Genomic DNA, 19,970 nt, shown 5'->3' on the forward strand with positions numbered 1-19,970 from the left:
TGTCAGGCGCGTGCGGCGGGAATCGGGAAATCCCCGTAGAGCATCCGCAGTTCGACGACGACCAGGTCGTCGACCGCGGCCTCCGGGTCGGTGGCGGCGGCGAAGGTGGCGCTGCGCAGGTCGTCGATCATCCCGGCCAGCACGGTGGAGTCCGGCCCCGGCGGCGCGGTCCCGGCGGCCCGGTCCCGGTCGATGCGGGCGGCCAGCCGGGTCACGTGGGCGTCGCGCAGGGCGGAGCGCCAGGCGGCGATCGGCGGGCAGCCGGGGGCGGCGGCCAGTGCGCCGGCGATCAGGCGGCCGTGGCTGCGCCAGAGCCCGGCGAGGCCGGCGAGCGAGCGGCGCAGGGCCGGCGCGTCCGGCCCCTGACCGTCCAGCCAGGGACCGGAGTCGACGACCAGCTCGCCGGTCAGGTCGTGCAGGAGCGCCACCACCACCGCCGTCTTGGAGTCGAAGTAGAAGTAGAAGCTGGACCGGCTGATCTCGGCCCCGGCGGCCAGCTCGTCGATGGTGATCCCGGCGAGCGGTTTGCGGGCCAGCAGATCCCGGGCGGTGGCCAGGATCGCCTTCTCCCGCAGGTCGCCCTTGCTGGGCGCGCGGCGGCGTCCGGCCGGCGGTGGTGGGGTCATGCGGCAACGGTAACGCGGCTAACACCGCGTAATCGACACTGTGTCGAGTTTTTCGACATACTGTCGATCACACGCTTCCAGAGGAGAACCACTGTGCAAGAGATCCGGCTCGCATCCCGTCCCACCGGCTGGCCCACCGCCGACAACTTCGAGCTCGCCGAGACCACGACACCCGAACCCGGCGACGGCCAGGTGCTGGTGCGCAACCTGTTCATGTCGGTCGACCCGTACATGCGGGGGCGGATGAACGACACCAAGTCGTACGTGGCGCCGTTCGCGGTGGGGGAGCCGCTCGACGGCGGCGCGATCGGCGAGGTCGTCGCGTCGAACAGCCCGGACGTACCCGTCGGGGCGCACGTCACGCACGCCCTCGGCTGGCGGGAGTTCTCGGTGCTGGACGCCGCCCGCGTCCGCGTGGTCGACCCGGCCGCCGCGCCGTCGCTCTCGGCGTACCTCGGAGTGCTCGGCATGACCGGGCTCACCGCGTACGTCGGGCTGCTGGACATCGCGCGGTTCCGCGAGGGTGACACGGTGTTCGTCTCCGGTGCGGCGGGCGCGGTCGGCAGCATCGTCGGCCAGATCGCCCGGCTCAAGGGCGCCAAACGGGTGATCGGCAGCGCCGGTTCGGCGGAGAAGGCCCGCCGGCTGGTCGAGGAGTTCGGCTTCGACGCCGCCTTCAACTACAAGGACGCTCCGGTACGCGAGCAGCTGTCCGCCGCCGCGCCGGACGGCATCGACGTGTACTTCGACAACGTCGGCGGCGAGCACCTGGAGGCGGCCATCGCGTCGCTGACCAAGTTCGGCCGGATCGCGCTCTGCGGCGCCATCGCCCAGTACAACGACACCGCCCCGCCGGCCGCCCCGCGCAACATGGCGTCGGCGATCGGCAAGGAGCTCAACCTGCGCGGCTTCATCGTCGGCAACCACTTCCACCGGATGCCCGACTTCCTGGCCGAGGCGGCCCCGTGGCTGCGTGACGGCAGCCTGGCCGCCCGGGAGACCGTCGTGGACGGTCTGGCGAACGCGCCGGAGGCCTTCCTGGGCCTTCTGCGCGGCGAGAACATCGGAAAGATGATCGTTCGCCTGTGATCGCGGGGTGATGTCCGGCGACCACCCGTGGCATCCGTTTCGGGGCTTCTAGGTGGTGGTCGCCAGGTATCTCCGATACTGAACGATCATTAATAGCGCGCCGCTGAGCACGCGAATACGGAACGTACGGATGATCGTCATCATCCGTATGGACGAGGTCACTGACGGAAAGCAGACACTAGCGTTCCCGTGTGGCAAATCGGTTCCCCCTCTGGGGACAAGCGGGTTGGGCAAGTGCCGAGGTCGTCGGCGAGACGCACTACGCGAAGGCGATACGTGCGCTCTTCGGCACGAACTTCAACCCGCAGGGAACCGACATAACCATCCCGGTCACGCTGATACCGGACGCCAAGAACAAGCACGACCGCAACGCCGTGGGCGTCTGGTCGGACGCCGGACTCATCGGTCACCTGCCACGTGCCGAGGCCGCCCGGTACGTCCAGGTCCTCGCCGCCCTCAGCAAGCGGGGACTGCAACCCGAGGTCACCGCCCGGATCCAGGGCCGCGAGTGGGGCGAGTACGACGGACGGCCCCCGGCCTTCGACGCGAGCGTGCGACTCGACCTGGCCGAGCCGCACATGCTCGTCCCGGCGAACCAGGCCCCGGGGCAGGACCACCGGCTGCTGCCCAGCGGCTCCGCCGTCCAGGTCAACGACCAGCAGCAGTCCGTCCCGGCGCTGCAGGCCCTGGTGCCGCCGCAGGGCGAGTGCTGGGCGTACGTCACGCTGCACGAGATGGCCGGTCACCTGGTCGAGGTGCGGGTCGGCGACACCCGGGTCGGTGACCTCAGCCCCAAGATGAGCGAGGTCCTGCTGCCGATCCTGCGACACCTCGCCGAGCAGGGCCTGGTCACCGCGGCACGCGCGATCGTCAAGGGCAACGGCGGCAAGACCGAGGTGATGCTCTACATCGCCCGGGTGCAGGACCTTCCGGAGGACTGGCGCGGCGCACCGGCCCGGCAGGCCGCACCGGTGTCGCCCCCGGCGCCGGCGCCCGCGCCGCCACCCCAGGCGCCGCCGTCGTCCGGCCGGGGCACCGCCAGCGTGCCGGCCTCCGGCCCGGTCACTCCGGGCGGCGCCGCACCGGTCGGCGCCATCGAGCCGAACTGGACCACCCCGGTCGAATCGATGCCGGCCACCAGCGGGACGCTCACCAGCACCAGCAGCATCAACGACGCCGAGTGGACCGCCCCCGGCGTGGGGGCACGTGCCGGTATCGCCGCGATGATGAGCAACGCCGCCGCCCGTCCGGTGTCCGGCGGTTCCGCACCGGTCTCGCCGGGTGGTCCCCCGCCCGCGGGCACGTCCGCCGGGACGGTCTCCGGCAGCTTCCCGGTCACCACCCCGGCGAGCCCCGCCGCCGGCACCCCGAGCTGGACCACCACGCCGGACGCGACGCCGAGCTGGGCGGTGCCCGGTGAGCCGCTGCCGAGCTGGGCGACCGCCGGCGAGGTGACCCCGAGCTGGAGCCCGCCGGCCGACCCGGCGCCGAGCTGGAGCACCCCGGAATCGGCCGCCACCTGGACCCCGCAGGCCGAGCAGACGCCCAGCTGGGCCACGCCGCCCGCTGAGCGGGCCGCGGCCTGGGCCCCGCCCGCCGACGCGACGCCGAGCTGGGCCGAGCCGGGCCCGCCGATGCCGAGCTGGGACGACCCGGGAGCGGCGGTGCCGAGCTGGGTGTCGCCCAGCGGTGGCACCCCGAGCTGGGCCGAGCCGAGTTCCGCACTGCCCGGCGCCGGTCTGCCGACACTGCCCTCGACCGGGTCGCTGCCGGGCGGTTCGATGCCGCGCCTGGACCCGCCCGGTGTCGCCGCGGCGGTGTCGCCGCCGGCCACCACCCCGGTGACGCCGGTCTCGTCGTCCCCCGGCGACCCGTCGTCCCCGGAGCTCAGCGGTGACCAGCCGGCCGACGCGCTCGCCGCATCCCCGGTGTCGGGCGCGCCCGGCACCCCGGTCTCCACGGTGCCGTTCGTCAGCGAGCCGGACCCGCTGACCGACCCGCTCGCGGATCCGCTGGGTGGCACCTTCGGCGCCCCGGTCAGCCCGGCACCGACCGACGAGAACATCACCGAGACCACGGTCATCCCGGCGCTGGCCGCCGTGGTGCAGCTCAACGCGGCCGCCATCGCCGCGGCGGGGCCGGTCTCGCCGGCCGCCGCCGACCCGGTGTCGGGTGCGCCCGCCGAGGGCAACCCGCATCCGGCGATCCCGGGTGCGCCCACCGGCATCCGGTTCGCGGTGCCGCCGGGCTGGCCGGTGCCGCCGGACGGGTGGTACCCGCCGTCCGGCTGGCGGCCCGACGCGGACTGGCCGCTGGCGCCCGAGGGCTGGCAGTGGTGGGTTCCGACCTGGGACTGATCCACGGCGGGACCGCGCGGTTGCGTACCATAAATGCGCTTTTGTCGGTATTTGGGACCGGGTTCTGTCCGGAACGTCGGATTAACCCGGAAAAGCGCCACGTGAACCCCCTTCCAATTGCTGAAATGTCCCAATGCGGTGGGATGATGCGGACGGGCTGACCAGGCGGCCGGATGCTCGGGTACGGGGCGTCGTCGAGACCTGGCGAGACAGCCTGCTCGACCTCTCCGGCGACAACCCGCTCATCGACGTACGCCGGGCGGCCGGTGACGTCGTCCCCGTGCTCAGCCCGTCCCCGCGCAGCGTCGTGGAGGCTCTCCAGCAGGGCCGTGAGTGCGGCTTCCTCGGCATCGAGGAGCAGGCCGAGGGTCCGCGGCCGCGCGCCGCCAACGTGTTCCAGACGCCGATGACCGACGCGGCGATGGACGCCACCCTGCACTCGCTGCGCCGAGCCGCCCGCCGCGACCACTCCGAACACGGCCTCGGCACGCTCTACCTGGCCCTCGGCACCTTGCACTGGCGCGACCACCGCCGCGAGTACGCCAGCCCGATCCTGCTGCTCCCGGTCGACCTGGCCATCCCGAACCCGCTCGACTACCCGCGCCTGCGGGCCCGGCTCGACGACCCGATCGTCAACCCGGCACTGGCCGTGGCGCTGCGCGAGTACGGCGTCGAACTCCCCACCGTCGAAGGCCTCGGCAGCCTGGACGTCACCGTCTTCTGGGCCCGTCTGGACGCCGCGATCAGCGACCACCCGGAGTGGCGGACCGACGAGGCGATCCTGCTGGCCCGCCTCACCGTGCACCGCGAGCTGATGTACGCCGACCTGGTCGGCAACGAGCGCCAGATCTTCGCCCACCCGGTTGTCCGCGCCCTGGCCACCGATCCGAAGACACAGGTCACCGCGTTCCGGTTCGACCCGGTTCCGCCCCGGCGTATCGACGCGACGGCCTCCCCCGACGACGTGCCGCTGGTGCTGGACGCCGACGCGGCCCAGCGGTCCTGCATCGCCGCCGCCGTCGCCGGCCGCACGTTCGTGATGCGCGGCGCCCCCGGCACCGGCAAGTCGCAGACCGTCGCCAACATGATCGGGTGCCTGCTGCACGCCGGGAAACGTGTCCTGCTGGTCTCCGACAAGGCCGCCGCCCTGGACACCGTCCGGGAACGCCTGTCCGGTGCGGGACTCGACGACTACCTGCTGGAACTGCACAGCGACCGGACCGGCCGGGCCCAGGTCGCGGTGACCCTGGCCGCCGCGCTCGACCACATCCCGCTGCCGCCGCCGAGCCTGTCCACCGACGAACGCGAGGAGCTCCGCGACCACCGGCGGCGCCTGAACGCGTACGCGGAGGCGATGAACGAGGTCCGCGAGCCCCTCGGGCACCGGCTGCACGACGTCATCGGGATGTGCGCGCAGATGACCGACGTGCCGGCCGCCCCGGTGCCGGAGACACTGCCGGTGCCGCTGACCACCCAGTCGCTGCAACGGGTCCGGGACGCGGCCGAACGCCTGGCGCACGCCTGGCGGCCGGCGTGCGAGGGCGAGGCGTTCCTGTGGCGCGACGTGATCGACCAGAACCGGCTGGACTCCCGCCTGCACCAGGCGCAGCTCGCCCTGGAACACCTGGTCGAGACAGCCGCGCAGGACCCGCTGACCGCGGCGTTCGAGACGCACAGCCTGGCCGAACTGATCAACCTGACCGGTCTGGTCGGGCACGCCGCACGCCGCCCGCCGGAGACCCCGGACGAGTGGCTGACACTACCCAACCTGGAACCGGTGGCCCGCGCCGCCGAGACCCTGCTCGGGCACCTCAAGACGCTGCACAAGGCCGAGCAGGCGGTCCGCAACCGGGCCGGGGTGACCTGGACCGCGCTGCCGTCGCCGGGGAAGCTGCCGATCGTTCCCGGCCTGCGCCTGGACCCGCCGCCGATCGAGATGCTGCCGCTGACCGCCGCACAGGCCCGCGGACTGGCCCGCCGGTTCGCCGACGAGGCCGACCGGCTGGAGCAGCACGAACACAGCCTGGACCGGGTGACCGCCCGGCTCGGCCTGCCGAACGTGGTCGCGTTCACCGACATCGGCCGGCTCGCCGCCATCGTCGAACTGCTGTCCCGGCTCGACAAGCCGGAACCGGCCTGGTTCGGGCCGAACGGGATCGCCAACGCCCGGGCGGCGGCCCGCGTCCTGCAGCACTCGGTCGACGTGGCCCGGCTGGCCGAGACCCGGGCCCGGCAGAACTTCACCGACGCCGCCCTGGCCGAACCGCTCGACGAACTGATCGAGCGGTTCGCCACCACACACCGCGGATTCGGGCGGCTGCGGGCGGCGTACCGGCGGGACCGGCGGGCGGTGGGGGAGATGGCCCGCCCCGGGGTGGGCCGCACCAAGGCGGTCAGCCACCTGCCCGACGCGGTCGCCTGGAAACACGCCCTGGACGAGCTGGACCAGGCCGAACGCGAGTACGCCGGCATCCTCGGCCACCACTGGAAGCGCCTGGACACCGACTTCGACGCGATCCACACCGCGCTGAAGACCGCCGAGGACGTGCAGGAGGTGACCCCGCCGGAGGCGCTGCCCGGCGTCATCGAACGGGTCTGCGCCGCGCACCCGAACAACGCGATCATCCGGATCGTCACCGAAGCGGGCCGTGACTTCGAACGGTGGACCGCCGCGCTGCGCCCACCGCCCGAACCCGCACCCCGGCCGGAACTGGCCAAGGGCACCGTCGTGGACGCGATCAGCTGGCTGCGCGCGCACGTCGAGCCGCTCAGCGCGGCGGCGGAGCTCGCGCAGGCGTACAGCGCGGCGGCGGGACGCGACTTCTCACTCGCCGAGTCGGCCGCGATCGGCATGCTCCGTGAGGGTGCCGCCGACGCGGCGACCTCGCTCGCCAAGAACGCCACCCAGCACGCCAAGATCCTCGGGGACGTCTACCGGGGCGAACAGACCGACGTCGAGGGCCTGGACACCGCGATGGCCTGGGCCTCCGAGGCGCGCCGCATCCGGACCGGCTCGGACGTGGCGTTCAGCGCGGTGCAGGCCGAGGTGCTCTGCCGGATCAGCCCGGACGATCCGCTGCCGGCCCGGGCCGCCGAGTGGAAGGCGGCCCGCGACTGGATCCTGCGGGCCTTCGCGCAGCGCCGGCACCCGGCGCTGACCGCCACCCTGGACGACTACGAGAGCGCCCGCGACCTGCTGCACGCGCTGCTCGCCGACACCCAGGGGCAGCAGGACTGGTTCGAGTACGAGACGGCCCGCACCGTCCTGGCCGAACACGGCCTGGACGAGGTGGTCGACTTCTGCGCCCGGGAGAACCTGGCGGTCGAGCAGATCCTGCCGGTCCTCGGCCGGGCACTCTTCCAGTCGTGGGTGGACTCGGTGATCCGCGACGACGACCGGCTCAAGCCGCTCGACACCCCGGCCCGGGACCTGCTGGTGCAGGAGTTCCGCGGCTGGGACGCACGCCTGGAACGGGCCGCCGCCGCGGACGTGATGAACGCCGTCGACGAGCTGCAGCCGTCCGGGAGCGCCGCCGGGGAGGCCGCCCAGCTGCGTGCCGCCGCCTCCCAACAGTCCCGGAGGCTGCCGGTCCGCGACCTGATCGGCAAGACCCGCAACGCCACCCTCGCCGTCAAACCCTGCTTCGTCACCGTGCCCGCCGACGTCAGCCGGCTGCTCCCGCCGGACCTGTACTTCGACGTGGTGATCGTGGAGGAGGCGTCCCGGGTGCCGATCGCCGACGCGATCGCCGCGATCTACCGGGGCGGATCGCTGGTGGTGGCCGGCGACGACCGGCAGCTGACCGCGGCCGCGCTGCCCGGCGGCACCGGACCGTCGGTGCTGGACCTGGCCGTCCACTGCGGCGCGTTCACCGTCCTGGACCTGACCACGCACTACCGCAGCCGGCACGAGTCGCTGATCGCGTTCGCCAACCACACGTTCTACCAGGGGATGCTCAACACGTTCCCGGCCGCGATGCCGGCCGGACCGGACGCCGGGGTGCAGCTCTTCCCGGCCACCGCGGACACCTCGCTCGTCGAACTGGTCGCCGGCCGGGTGGCCCACCACTTCGTCACCCGTCCGGAACTGACCCTCGGTGTGGTCGCCTGCACCCCGGAACTGGCCGGGGAGATCGAGTCCCGGGTGTCCGACATGGTCAAGGCGCCCGGCGACGACCGGCTGCGCGGCTTCTTCGTCAAGGACCTGGACACCGTGCAGGGCGACGAGCGGGACGTGGTGATCCTGGCGATCGGGCCGAAGCTCGGGGGCCTGGACAGCCCGGACGGCTGGCGGCGGCTCAACGTGGCCACCACCTGCGCCGCCCGCCGGGTGGAAGTGGTCTCCGCGGTCCGCTCCCGGGACCTGCCCGGCACCGACCACCTGCGACCACTGGCCGCATACCTGGACTACGCGGTCCGGGGCGAGACCGCGCTCGGCATCGAGGAGGAGTCCGGGGGCGAGTCGCAGACGCCGTTCGAGGACTCGGTCAGCGAGGTGATCCGCGGCTGGGGTTATCGCGTGCGGACCCGGGTCGGCACCGGCGCCTTCCGGATCGACCTGGCCGTCCGCGTCTCGGCCCGGCGCAACGCGCCCTACGTCCTCGGCATCGAGTGCGACGGCACCACGTACGATTCGGCGCCCGCAGCCCGGGACCGGGACCGGCTGCGCGAACAGGTCCTCCAAGGGCTGGGATGGCGACTGCACCGGATCTGGGGTACCGCGTGGTACTCCGCCCGGGAGCAGGAGGAGGAACGACTCCGCTACGCCATCGAGGAGGCCTTCGCCGGGATTCCCCCCGAACCGGCGCCCGAGCTGACGGTGACCGCGGAGGCGGCGCCGGTGTCGGCCATCCCGGTGTCGGTGGTGCCGGTCTCGGCCGTCCCGGTGTCGAGCGAACCGCTCCTCGAAGAGGTCGGACTGTCGGCGGACGACACCGCCGAGTTCGAGTTCGTGCCGTACTTCGCCGCCGTCGAGTCTGAAATTGATCAGGAGCCCGTGTACGTGAACGGGTTCGGCGCGAACCACCACGAGCCGGCCGCGGCCGAGGCGGACGCGTACCTCGCCGGGATGCACGACTACGACGATCACCTCGTCACGGCGGCCGCGGAGGACCTCGAGCCGGAGATGTTCGCTTCACTCGTACCCCCGGAAGAGGAGGAGCCGCACGAGGAGGAGGTCGCGGGCCCCACCGTGCGCGCCGGTGGCGTGCGTAAACCGCCGACCGAGGTGTACGCCGACGCCGAGGAGCCGGTGACCGCGGTCGTCGAGGCGGAACACTTCGTCAAGGACTGGTCGAAGCCGTACCGTCGGGCGAAACTGCCCACCGTGGGGGCCGGCGCACACCTGGGCGACCCGGAGATCCACCAGAAGCTGCTCGCCGCGGTCCGCAAGATCGCCCAGGTGGAGGGCCCGGTGCACATCGACGTCGCGCTGCAGCGCCTGCGCGAGCAGTGGGACCTCACCCGGGTCACCCGGCAGGGCCGGCACATCGTCGAGGAGGCGATCGAGGAGGCCGGCGTCGGCTGGGACGGGGTGTTCCTGCGCGACCCGGAACAGGAGCCGCTGGTGACCGTGCGTTACCGTGCCGACAACGTCGGGCGCAAGGCCGAGCAGGTCTGCGACGACGAGGTCCGGATCGCCATGGAACACCTGGTGCACGACGGTGGCGTGCTCACCCTGGCCGAGGTGCTGGCCGCGACCTGCCGGCTGTTCGGCTGGTCCAGCCGGCACGCCGACGAGCTCGACGACCGGCTGGCCGGACTCGTCGCCGACCTGGTGGCCGAAGGGCATCTGATCCGGCAGGCGGACGGTCTCGCCGCCGCGCACGGGCTGCCCGACCCGCTGTCGCTGCCGCACCACGACGCCGCTCCGCGCCGCACGTCGCGCCGCCGCCGGTCGCTCCAGTAATTTCCGGGGTACAGCCGGCGAATGCTTCCCGGCTACACCCTGTATCCGGCCGCCTTGGCAGGACCGGACTGGAGGTACGGTGCGGGCGACGACCGGGCTGCCCCCGGCGGGCTGCCCCGGGCGGGCCGTCCCGGGCGGGGACCGGTCGGCGCGGCAGCCATCGGGTGGCGGCCGCGGTGGCCAGGGAAGACGGGCCGACGAGAACCTCCGGCTGACGTTCGGGAACGGTTCGTATCCGCTGGTCATGTCACCTACGAGGTGGTCTGCCGGACCGGGACACCGGAGATCGCCCGCAGTTTCCTGGCCATCGCGCGCAGTTTCCTGGCCATCGCGGCGAGCCCGGCGGGTCGGCAGGTGGCCGCCGGTGCCGGATACGCGCCGCTCCCGGAGGACCTGCGGGCCGAGGTGGCGGCGACGATCGCCGGCCTGCGCTGATCAGGCTTGCGGTCCTCGGTCTTTCGGCTCTGTGGCGGCGCGTAACACGTCCGTTATGGTTAGCGCTAACATTTTGGTGAGGAGTGACTGACGTGACCTACGGTTCCAAGGCGCTGCGTACGGCCGTTCTGGAAGCCAACCTGGTGATCCCCAAGGCCGGGCTCGCCCAGCTGACCTGGGGAAACGTCAGCGGCGTCGACCGTGACGGCGGCTTTTACCTGATCAAGCCGTCGGGCGTGCCCTACGACCGTCTCACCGAGGACGACCTGGTCCCCGTCGACCTCGCCACCGGCAAGGTGCTCGACGGCGAGCTGCGGCCCTCCGTCGACAGCGAGAGCCACCGGGCGTTCTACTTGGCGTGGCCGTCGATCGGTGGCGTCACCCACACGCACTCGACGAACGCGGTCGCCTTCGCCCAAGCGAACCTGGATATCCCGGTCCTGGGCACGACGCATGCCGACACGTTCGACGGGCCGGTGCCGGTCACCCGCGGCCTCACCGCCGAGGAGTGCGCCACCGACTACGAGCTGAACACCGGCCGCGTGATCATCGAAACGATCGGCGACGACGACGCGGCGATGGGCCGGCCGGCCGCCCTGGTCGCCAATCACGGCCCGTTCACGTGGGGTGCCACTCCTGGTAAATCGGTCGAAAACGGGATTATTTGCGAGGCTGTGGCGGAGATGGCGCTGAAGACGCTGGCACTGAACCCGGCAGCGACGACGCCGGCCCACCTGCAGGAGCGGCACTTCAAGCGGAAGCACGGACCGGGCGCCTACTACGGCAACCCGAAGCGCTGACAGCCTGTCTCGTTCAGCCCGTCACCGGGTCCTCGTAGCTCTCCCGGCCGGCCCCCGATCCGCCGCATGATCTCTTCGGTGGGCCGGTGGGCCGGTGGGCCGGTGGGCCGGTGGGCCGGTGGGCCGGTGGGCCGGTGGGCCGGTGGGCCGGTGGGCCGGTGGGCCGGTGGGCCGGTGGGCCGGTGGGCCGGTGGGCCGGTGCTTGCCGTCCCGCTGTTCTCTGTTGGGTGCGCTTACTGTCTTGGCGGGGTGGGCGGGCAGGGCGGGCAGGGCGGGTTGGGTTGGGTTGGGTGCGCTTACCGTCTGGGTTGGGTTTCGTGGGGTGGTGGGCGTACCCGAAGTGTTGATCGGGTGCTCCTGCCCTCCCGTATGCGACGGTCGTTGCACCCGTTGACATGATCGGGTGGGTTCGCCGCTCTCGGGATGTTGATCGGGTGCGTTCGCCGCCTTTGGGGCGTTGATCGGGTGCCTCTGCCATCTTCGGGATGCTGATCGGGTGCGTCTGCGGTCTCTGGGATGCTGATCGGGTGCGTTCGCCGTCTCTGGACGCTGATCGGCGCGCCATTCTGGGGTGTGGAGGATCTGAGCGGGAGACCGGGCCCGGTGACCCTCGATCGACAAAGGCCGAGCCGCGTGGATCGGAACGTCGCCGTGAGGGCCTCCCGCGTCTTGGGTTCATCACGTTCGATCCCCGTCGGACTGCGGGCCCGGTGATCGGTCGCTCCCTGGCGTGCCGCGGCCGGGTCGGGGCAGCTTTTCGGATCGGGGCGGGCTTACAGTCGCCTACTGTGACGGATTCTGTGATTGCTGTGGCTACTCCGGCTGACCGGGAACGGGTGCTTGGGACGCTCGTGCCGGCGTTTGTCGAGGACCCGGTTCTTCGGTACATGTTTCCGGATGACGCGGACTATCCGGTGCAGGCTGCGGCGTTCTTCGGGCATCTCTTCGACAAGAGGGTAGGCCGGCGGGCGATCTGGATCGTTGACGGCGGCTCGTCGGTGGCTATCTGGGAACCGCCTCCCACGGCTGGGGCTCTGCCTCCCACGGCTGGGGCTCTGCCTCCCACGGCTGGGGCCCTGCCTGCCTCGTCGGTCCGTGTCCGGTCTGCTGATCCGATCTCGAGTGCCGGGTCGGCCCCGGATGCGGTGTCCGAGCCGGACGCCGGGTTTGCGGGGGTGTTCTCGGGGGCGGCTCTGGGCCGGGTGCTGGCCTACGACTCGGCGGTGCATGCGGTCATGCCGGTGGGGCCGTACTGGTATCTGGGTGTGCTCGGCACCCGGCCGGAACAGACCGGGCGTGGCTGGGGCCGGGCGGTCATGGCGGAGGGGCTGCGGCGGGCTGCGGCAGACGGGCTGCCCGCCGTTCTGGAGACGAGCAAGCCGGCCAATGTCGAGTTCTACGAGCGGGCGGGGTGGCGGGTCGTCGGGGTCGCCGCATCGCCGGTGCCCACCTGGGTCATGCAGCAGGGGCCGGCCGCCGGATCGTGAACCGGCACGTGACCATGAGATGGGCACCTGCTCGGCAGTATCGCCGGTAACGGCGCGCCCCTCGTGGGCTGGTCTGGCCGGCGGCGACCTATGACGGAAAGAACCCTCAGTCACGTGCTCGACCGATTCTGATCAAGGTGTGCCGGGCCGGTGCCGGAAAGGCACCGGCCATCGGCGGCGGTCTTCGGTGTACGGGACGAGTGCGGTACTGCGGTGGGTCAGTGGCGGGCGGACTGGGTCATCACCCGTAGGGCGTTGCGGAAGCGGCGGGTCAGTGGCGGGCGGACTGGGTCATCACCCGTAGGGCGTTGCGGAAGCGGCGGGTCAGTGGCGGGCGGACTGGGTCATCACCCGTAGGGCGTTGCGGAAGCGGCGGGTCAGGCCGGCCGGCTCGGAGCGGGCGTTGCCTGTCCAGCCGGGTGGGGTGCGGCGGTTGCCGGTGTGGCCGGGGAACTGCCGGGGGATTCGGGCGTCGGGAGGTGTGGCGGCCGGGTGGTGCCAGGTGAAGTCGACGCCGGAGAGGCGTACGGTGCGGCCCGGTTCGCAGAGGCCCGTCTCGCGGTTGCCGAGGACGCCGTCGCGGCCGTAGCAGATCATCAGGCTGATGATGTCGCGTTCCGGGGTGGTGTGGACGGCCCACACGTTGCCCTGACCGGTCAGGCCGGTGCCGTCGGGGGCGGCTGTGGTGTCCAAGGAGGTGCCCCGGCCGCGCAGCGACACCACGGTTTCGTGGCCGGCGGCGTCGATCAGGTGCAGAGTGCCGGAGAGTCGAGGATGCCTACGCCGGCGCAGCCATCCGCTGAAGGAGTTTTCCATCGCTCACCGTCCCTTCGCCGGGCCCGGGTGCCGGGCCGTGAGCTGGACAGGCCCGGATCGTGCCGGGCCCGAGGCCGACCCGGATCACTCCGGGCCTGAGCGGCCCGGGCACAGCCGGGCCGTTGGCCGACCCGGATGACACCGGGTCGCCGGCCGGCCCGGAAGGAGACCGGACCGGGGCAGAGGCAGAGGCAGAGGGCGACGTCGGGCAGGTCTGCGGCCGAGGGGCCCGGCAAAGCCCTCGGCTCGTCTGGCGGGTGTGGCGCGGGAGATCGGGTGACCGAGTCCGTGCGCCACGATCGAGCACCTTTCGGACTGTAATGGCACATGGCCACTCTGCGGCGATCGTTCACCGGCCAGAGTGAGCCGCCCGCTGTCGGATAGTGGACCGACGCGGGGCGGGTGTGACTACGCGGTGATCGTAAGCGCTTCGATGGATACCGTGGGTAGCGGGATGTTCGGCAACGGACGATCACTGACGGGAACGACGGGAGCCGGGCGGCGGAGCGGAGCTCGCCCGCGTGATCAGACGGGGCGCCACGACCACGTCCTCCGGCGGTGTCTCCCCGTCAGCCCGTCCCATGTGACGCAACAGCAGCGCCAGCGCCCGCCGCCCCATCTCCGCGAAATCCTGGTGCACCGTCGTCAGTGGCGGCAGGAAGTACCCGGAGTCCGGCATGTCGTCGAATCCGGCCACGCTCACCTCGTCCGGCACCCGGCGGCCCGCCTCGTGCAGGGCGCGGAGCACCCCGAGCGCGATCCGGTCGTTGGCGCAGAAGATCGCGGTCACGTCCGGGTCGGCGGCCAGGCGGCGCCCCTGCTCGTATCCGGCGGCCGCGTCCCACCAGCCGGCGCTGACCGCCGGGACGACCGCCCCGGCCTCGTAGAGGGTTTCCCGCCAGCCGTCGACCCGGGACTGTGCCTCGGGCCAGTCGGGCGGTCCGGCCACGTGGTGCACGGTGGCGTGTCCGAGGTCGAGCAGGTGCCGGGTGACGAGGCGGGCCCCGGTGTCGTTGTCGACGCGTACCCGGGGGAAGGGATCTGAGCCGGCGCCGGAACCGCCCACCGCGACGCAGATGAGCCCGCCGGGGGCGTGCGTGAGCGCGGTGGTGACCGCCGGTTTGGGGGCGATGGCGATGATGCCGTCGACGTCGTGCTGGGCGAGCCGGTCGACGGCTTCGAGCACGGTGCGGTGGGTGAGTTCCCGGACGGTGGCGACGCTGACGAGATATCCGGCGGCGCGGGCGGCGCTCTCGATGCCGTAGAGCATGGATTCCGGCCCGAACAGGGTGGTTTCGAAGCCGATGATGCCGAGGGTGTGCGACTCGCGGGTGGCGAGGGTGCGGGCGGCCAGGTTGCGCCGGTAGTTGAGCGACCGCATCGCGGCGAGCACGCGTTCACGGGTCTCGGCGCGGACGTTCGGGTGTTCATTGATCACTCGCGACACGGTCTGGTGGGAGACCCCGGCGAGCTTGGCGACGTCGCGCATGACGGTGCCGCGCTCCTTGCCGGGTCGCGGCCGGAGCGCGGGGAGTCGCTGGTAGGCGACCGGATCGTGGTCCGGCGCCGGTTCGGGTGTCGCCATTGGACGGGTCTATCAGGTGACGGCGTGATGACCGTGGGCGATTGCGGCGTTCTTGCAATCTCTCTGAAACAACGACGATGATCTCTTGACGATCACGTTGAGAACGGTAACACTCACGAAACGTAAGTTGTGACGCCGGTCGCAGCTAACCGACTATCTCCGCGGTGACAGGCAGTTCGTGCCGCCCGCTGGCCATTTGTGAACGGTAACAGTTTCGGGAGGTTATGGTGCGCAGGAATCTGTCCGCGGCCGTGCTGAGCGGTGTCCTCGCCGTCTCCGCGCTCGCCGGCTGTGGCGGCGGTGACGGCGACAGCGGCACGGCGTCCGGTGATGACAAGATCACGCTGGGATTCTCTCAGGTCGGCGCCGAGAGTGGTTGGCGCACGGCGAACACCAAGTCCATTCAGGAGTCGGCCGCCGCGGCCGGCATCGACCTGAAGTTCTCCGACGCGCAGGGCAAGCAGGAGAACCAGATCTCCGCGATCCGCGGCTTCATCACCCAGGGCGTCGACGTGATCGCCTTCTCGCCGGTGGTCACCTCCGGCTGGGACGCGGTGCTGCAGGAGGCCAAGGACGCCGACATCCCGGTGATCCTGACCGACCGCGCGGTCGACTCGCAGGACACCTCGCTCTACAAGACCTTCATCGGCTCGGACTTCGTCGAGGAGGGCAAGAAGGCCGGCGACTGGCTGGTCAAGGAGTACGAGGGCAAGTCCGAGCCGGTCAACATCGTGGAGCTGCAGGGCACCACGGGATCGGCGCCGGCCAACGACCGGCAGAAGGGTTTCGCCGACGCCATCGCGGCGAACACCAACTTCAAGATCGTGAAGTCGCAGACCGGTGACTTCAAGCGCGCCGACGGCAAGACGGTCATGGAGACCTTCCTGCAGTCCACCCCGGACATCGACGTGCTGTACGCGCACAACGACGACATGGGTCTGGGTGCGATCGAGGCGATCGAGGCGGCCGGCAAGAAGCCCGGTACCGACATCAAGATCATCACGGTGGACGCGGTCAAGGACGGCATGACGGCACTGGCCGACGGCAAGATCAACTACATCGTCGAGTGCAGCCCGCTCCTCGGCCCGCAGCTGATGGACCTGGCCAAGAAGGTCGACGCCGGCGAGGAGATCCCGAACCGGGTCCTCACCGAGGAGACCACCTTCACCCAGGAGCAGGCGAAGACCGAGCTCCCCAACCGCAAGTACTGACGCGGGACGCCGCGCCGGCCCGGGCCCGGGCCGGCGCGGCACGCGGTGGAAACGGAGCAAGGTCATGGCTGAGCAGTCCCCGGTCCTCGAGATGACCGGGATCCGAAAGGTCTTCCCCGGCGTCGTCGCCCTCGACGGCGTCGATTTCCGGTTGTACCCCGGTGAGATCCACGCCCTGATGGGCGAGAACGGCGCCGGGAAATCCACCCTGATCAAGGTGCTGACCGGGGTGTACGACATCGACGGCGGCGACATCACGCTGGCCGGCGCGCCGGTGCGGATCAACGGTCCACTGCAGGCGCAGCAGGCCGGGATCAGCACGGTCTATCAGGAGGTCAACCTCTGCACCAACCTGTCGGTGGCGGAGAACATCTTCATCGGCCGTGAGCCGCGGCGCTTCGGGCGGATCCAGTGGGGCCTGATGCGGCGGCGCGCGGCCGAGCTGCTCGCCCGGCTCGACCTGGACCTGGACGTGTCGGCGCCGCTGAGCACGTACTCGCTGGCGATTCAGCAGATGGTGGCGATCGCCCGGGCCGTCGACATCTCCGCGCGGGTGCTGATCCTGGACGAACCCACGTCCAGTCTGGACACGTCCGAGGTGGCGCAGCTGTTCGCCGTCATGCGGAGGCTTAAGGACGAGGGCGTGGCGATCCTGTTCGTCTCGCACTTCCTCGACCAGATCTACGAGGTCTCCGACCGGCTGACCGTGCTGCGCAACGGCCAGCTCATCGGCGAGTACCGGACGGCGGCCCTCCCGCAGGTCCAGCTGGTCGAGAAGATGATCGGCAAGGAGCTGGCGGTCCTCTCCGACGTCGAGGACGAGGCGCAGAGCTCCCGGGAGAAGGCGGCGGAGGCCAGCCCGGTGATCGAGGCCCGAGGGCTGGGCCGGTCCGGGGCCATCGCGCCGTTCGACCTGACCATCCACGCCGGCGAAGTGGTGGGCCTGGCCGGCCTGCTCGGCTCCGGCCGCACCGAACTGGCCCGGCTGCTCTTCGGCGCCGACCGCGCCGACCAGGGCGAGCTGAGCATCGACGGCAGACCGGTCACCCTGCGCAGCCCGCAGCTGGCCATGAAGAAGGGCATCGCGTTCTCCTCGGAGAACCGGCGCACCGAGGGCATCATCGGCGACCTCAGCGTCCGGGAGAACATCATCCTGGCGTTGCAGGCCTCCCGCGGCTGGACCCGGCCGATCCCGCGCCGACGGCAGGACGAGATCGTCGAGAAGTACATCAAGGCACTGCAGATCCGGCCCGCCGACCCGGAGCGCCCGGTCCGCAACCTGTCCGGCGGCAACCAGCAGAAGGTGCTGCTGGCCCGCTGGCTGATCACCGAACCCCGGCTGCTGATCATCGACGAGCCGACCCGGGGCATCGACGTCGGCGCCAAGGCGGAGATCCAGAAGCTGGTCGCCGAGCTGTCCGGCGGTGGCATGGCGGTGCTCTTCGTCAGCGCCGAGCTGGAGGAGGTCCTCCGGCTCAGTCACAAGATCGAGGTGCTCCGGGACCGCCGCCTGGTCGAGGAGCTGGAGAACACCGACGGCGTCGACGCCGACCGCATCATGCAGACCATCGCCAGCGGAGCCACCTCATGACGTCCATCCTGAAGAACCGGCTGTTCTGGCCCGCGGCGATCCTGGTGGTGCTGCTGGCCGTCAACGTGTTCACCTCCAACCAGTTCATCACGATCCGCGACGGCCACCTGTTCGGCACCCTGATCGACATCCTCCGGGGCAGCGCACCGCTGATCCTGGTCGCGCTCGGGATGACCCTGGTGATCGCGACCGGGGGCATCGACCTCTCGGTCGGCTCGGTGATGGCGATCTCCGGCGCGGTGGCCTGCCTGCTGATCAGCGATCTCGGCGACCAGAACGCGGTCGGCCCGGTGCTGCTGATCATCGCGGCGTCGATCGGCATCTCGGTGCTGTTCGGACTCTGGAACGGCGCGCTGGTCGCGATCGTCGGCATTCAGCCGATCATCGCGACCCTGATCCTGATGGTGGCCGGGCGCGGTGTGGCCCAGCTGATCACCGACGGTCAGATCATCAACGTCCAGTCCGGGCCGTACGCGACGATCGCCTCCGGCTTCCTGCTCGCGGTCCCGGTGGCGTTCCTGATCGCCGTCGCGGCGGTGGCCCTGATCGTGCTGCTGACCCGGCGCACCGCGCTCGGCCTGCTGCTCGAGTCGGTGGGTGGCAGCCCGACCGCCAGCCGTCTGGCCGGCATCGGCGCCAAGCGGATCACCGTGATGGTCTACATGGTGGCCGGTGGCTTCGCCGGACTGGCCGGCCTGATCTACAGCGCCAACATCAAGAGTGCCGACAGCATCTCGGCCGGCAACCTGATCGAGCTGGACGCCATCCTGGCCGTGGTGATCGGCGGTACCGCGCTGATCGGCGGGCGGTTCTCCATCGCCGGCACCGTCCTCGGCGCGATCCTCATCCAGACGCTCGGCGTGACCGTCGTGGCCGTCGGCGTGCCCGCGCAGGCGACGCTGCTGTTCAAGGCGATCGTCGTGGTCGCGCTCTGCCTGTCCCAGTCCCCGGCCTTCCGGGAGAAGGTCTTCGGGCGCCTCAAGCCGCGCCCCGCACTGCGAGCCGAGGTTGCTCAATGACCACCACCGATACCCCACCGGCGGCCGGCGCGACGAGCGCGGCGTCGCTCAACCCCCGTCGCCGGACCTTCAAGCCGAACACCCGGCACATCCCGGTCCTGGCCACCCTCGTCCTGCTGGCGCTGATGTACGGCGGCGGCATCGCCAACTACGAGAAGTTCGGCCAGCCCAGCGTCTTCGTCAACCTGTTCCGTGACAACGCGGTGCTGCTCGTCGTCGCGGTCGGCATGACCTTCGTGATCATCACGGGCGGCATCGACCTGTCGGTCGGCGCGGTCATCTCGCTGACCACCACGCTGACCGCCACCCTGCTCCAGGGCGGGTGGCCGCCGCTGGTGGTGCTGGTCCTGGTGCTGCTGCTCGGTTCGCTGATCGGCGCCGGACAGGGCGCGGTGATCCACTTCTTCAAGGTGGAACCCTTCATCGCCACCCTGGCCGGGTTGTTCCTGGCCCGGGGCCTGGCGCTGTTCATCAATCAGAGCTCGATCCCGATCCGGGACGAGACCTGGAAGGCGATCTCGCAGTACCGGATCCCGCTGGCCGACGGCGTGGTCACCAAGCCGATCGCCCTGATCGCCATCGCGGCGGTACTGATCGCCGCGGCGGTGCTGGCCTGGACCCGGTTCGGCCGCAACGTCTACGCGATCGGCGGCAACGCCGACTCGGCCCTGCTGATGGGCCTGCCGGTGGGCCGGACCCGGATCGCGGTCTACACGCTGAGCGGGTTCTGCGCGGCGCTCGGTGGCGTGCTGTTCAGCATCAACTCCACCTCCGGCTGGGCGTTGCAGGGCAGCGGCCTGGAACTGGACGCCATCGCCGCCTGCGTGATCGGCGGCGTGCTGCTCACCGGCGGGTCCGGCTACGTGTTCGGCGCGCTGCTCGGCGTGCTGGTCACCGGACTGATTCAGACGATCATCAACTTCCAGGGTGACCTCAACCCGGCCTGGACCCGGATCATCGTCGGCGTCCTGCTCTTCGGCTTCATCGTCATGCAGCGGCTCGTCACGAGGAGGGCCAAATAGTCATGCAGCGGCTCGTCACGAGGA

The 19,970-nt window shown here is 71.2% G+C and carries 13 protein-coding genes; 10 read left to right on the forward strand and 3 right to left on the reverse strand.

All coding sequences use genetic code 11. The features are described 5' to 3' along the window. Positions 1-2 precede the first annotated feature (2 nt). Positions 3-626 (reverse strand): TetR/AcrR family transcriptional regulator, encoded by a 624-nt coding sequence (locus QSK32_RS01480; RefSeq protein ID WP_045747990.1) that lies wholly within the window; start codon positions 624-626, stop codon positions 3-5. A gap of 93 nt (positions 627-719) precedes the next feature. Between QSK32_RS01480 and QSK32_RS01485 the strand changes: the two genes are divergently transcribed. The 6 genes from QSK32_RS01485 to QSK32_RS45690 all read left to right on the forward strand — a co-directional run bounded on the left by QSK32_RS01485 (position 720) and on the right by QSK32_RS45690 (position 12,702). Next, entirely contained in the window at positions 720-1,715 is a 996-nt protein-coding gene (locus QSK32_RS01485) for an NADP-dependent oxidoreductase (RefSeq protein WP_045747991.1), read from the forward strand. Positions 1,716-1,906: 191 nt separating this feature from the next. Further along, complete coding sequence (locus tag QSK32_RS01490; RefSeq protein WP_285471008.1) at positions 1,907-4,072, forward strand: hypothetical protein; 2,166 nt, start codon at positions 1,907-1,909, stop codon at positions 4,070-4,072. 133 nt (positions 4,073-4,205) lie between these two features. Then, the gene (locus QSK32_RS01495) at positions 4,206-9,980 is read left to right on the forward strand and encodes a DUF3320 domain-containing protein (RefSeq protein WP_285471009.1); all 5,775 of its coding nucleotides are present in this window, start codon (positions 4,206-4,208) and stop codon (positions 9,978-9,980) included. Positions 9,981-10,238: 258 nt separating this feature from the next. After that, complete coding sequence (locus QSK32_RS01500; protein WP_285471010.1) at positions 10,239-10,415, forward strand: hypothetical protein; 177 nt, start codon at positions 10,239-10,241, stop codon at positions 10,413-10,415. Between the two features lie 92 nt (positions 10,416-10,507). Next, positions 10,508-11,215, forward strand: a complete 708-nt coding sequence (gene araD, locus QSK32_RS01505) for an L-ribulose-5-phosphate 4-epimerase AraD (RefSeq protein WP_045747995.1) — start codon at positions 10,508-10,510, stop codon at positions 11,213-11,215. A gap of 1,145 nt (positions 11,216-12,360) precedes the next feature. Next, complete coding sequence (locus QSK32_RS45690; RefSeq protein WP_425394687.1) at positions 12,361-12,702, forward strand: GNAT family N-acetyltransferase; 342 nt, start codon at positions 12,361-12,363, stop codon at positions 12,700-12,702. A 324-nt stretch (positions 12,703-13,026) separates the two neighbouring features. On the opposite strand, the gene QSK32_RS01515 is transcribed toward QSK32_RS45690, so the two are convergent. Continuing rightward, on the reverse strand, positions 13,027-13,518 hold the full coding sequence (locus QSK32_RS01515; RefSeq protein WP_157411449.1) for a hypothetical protein: 492 nt from the start codon (positions 13,516-13,518) through the stop codon (positions 13,027-13,029). 472 nt (positions 13,519-13,990) lie between these two features. Further along, entirely contained in the window at positions 13,991-15,007 is a 1,017-nt protein-coding gene (locus tag QSK32_RS01520) for a LacI family DNA-binding transcriptional regulator (protein ID WP_045746787.1), read from the reverse strand. Between the two features lie 320 nt (positions 15,008-15,327). Between QSK32_RS01520 and QSK32_RS01525 the strand changes: the two genes are divergently transcribed. From QSK32_RS01525 to yjfF, 4 genes are all read left to right on the forward strand, one after another. Continuing rightward, positions 15,328-16,314 (forward strand): ABC transporter substrate-binding protein, encoded by a 987-nt coding sequence (locus tag QSK32_RS01525; RefSeq protein ID WP_045746755.1) that lies wholly within the window; start codon positions 15,328-15,330, stop codon positions 16,312-16,314. 64 nt (positions 16,315-16,378) lie between these two features. Next, complete coding sequence (locus QSK32_RS01530; RefSeq protein WP_045746756.1) at positions 16,379-17,905, forward strand: sugar ABC transporter ATP-binding protein; 1,527 nt, start codon at positions 16,379-16,381, stop codon at positions 17,903-17,905. After that, positions 17,902-18,924, forward strand: coding sequence for an ABC transporter permease (locus tag QSK32_RS01535; RefSeq protein ID WP_045746757.1), 1,023 nt, complete (start codon positions 17,902-17,904; stop codon positions 18,922-18,924). Before QSK32_RS01530 ends, QSK32_RS01535 begins: the two co-directional genes overlap by 4 nt. Continuing rightward, complete coding sequence (gene yjfF / locus QSK32_RS01540) at positions 18,921-19,946, forward strand: galactofuranose ABC transporter, permease protein YjfF (protein ID WP_045746758.1); 1,026 nt, start codon at positions 18,921-18,923, stop codon at positions 19,944-19,946. Before QSK32_RS01535 ends, yjfF begins: the two co-directional genes overlap by 4 nt. The last annotated feature ends 24 nt before the right edge of the window (positions 19,947-19,970 follow it).

It is taken from the genome of Actinoplanes sp. NBRC 101535, assembly GCF_030269225.1.
GTDB classification, from domain to species: domain Bacteria; phylum Actinomycetota; class Actinomycetes; order Mycobacteriales; family Micromonosporaceae; genus Actinoplanes; species Actinoplanes rectilineatus.

Coding starts and splice junctions, on each gene's coding strand:
- QSK32_RS01480 (WP_045747990.1), bottom strand. CDS start 626: ATGACCCCACCACCGCCGGCCGGACGCCGCCGCGCGCCCAGCAAGGGC.
- QSK32_RS01495 (WP_285471009.1), top strand. CDS start 4,206: ATGCGGTGGGATGATGCGGACGGGCTGACCAGGCGGCCGGATGCTCGG.
- QSK32_RS01515 (WP_157411449.1), bottom strand. CDS start 13,518: ATGGAAAACTCCTTCAGCGGATGGCTGCGCCGGCGTAGGCATCCTCGA.
- QSK32_RS01520 (WP_045746787.1), bottom strand. CDS start 15,007: ATGCGCGACGTCGCCAAGCTCGCCGGGGTCTCCCACCAGACCGTGTCG.
- QSK32_RS01525 (WP_045746755.1), top strand. CDS start 15,328: ATGGTGCGCAGGAATCTGTCCGCGGCCGTGCTGAGCGGTGTCCTCGCC.
- QSK32_RS01530 (WP_045746756.1), top strand. CDS start 16,379: ATGGCTGAGCAGTCCCCGGTCCTCGAGATGACCGGGATCCGAAAGGTC.
- QSK32_RS01535 (WP_045746757.1), top strand. CDS start 17,902: ATGACGTCCATCCTGAAGAACCGGCTGTTCTGGCCCGCGGCGATCCTG.
- yjfF (WP_045746758.1), top strand. CDS start 18,921: ATGACCACCACCGATACCCCACCGGCGGCCGGCGCGACGAGCGCGGCG.